Genomic DNA, 237 nt, shown 5'->3' on the forward strand with positions numbered 1-237 from the left:
TGACGTGCTCCCCTGATTGTTACCAGTCAGAGGTAGAGTCCGGCTCCTTCATGATGGTTGATTGATGGGATGGCAATGGTCCTGGGGGCATGCCCCCAGGACCATTGGCCGGCGATCTCGGCGGGGGTTTGCCCGCCCAGTTTCGAGTGCGGCCTGACGTGATTATAATCGTGCCGCCAAGCCATGAGCACGAAGCGGGCATGCGCCAGCGACGTGAACAGGGTCTCGTTGAGGCAT

Annotated in this window: 1 protein-coding gene; it reads right to left on the minus strand. The window is 60.3% G+C overall.

The genetic code is table 11. The features are described 5' to 3' along the window. Positions 1-26: 26 nt before the first annotated feature. Positions 27-237 (minus strand): integrase core domain-containing protein (locus ACT17R_RS17645; protein ID WP_444810014.1); only part of this gene is annotated, 211 nt, incomplete at its 5' end.

Origin of the sequence: Sphingopyxis sp. Q841, assembly GCF_052384365.1 — a bacterium.
Taxonomy (GTDB): Bacteria; Pseudomonadota; Alphaproteobacteria; order Sphingomonadales; family Sphingomonadaceae; genus Sphingopyxis; species Sphingopyxis terrae_A.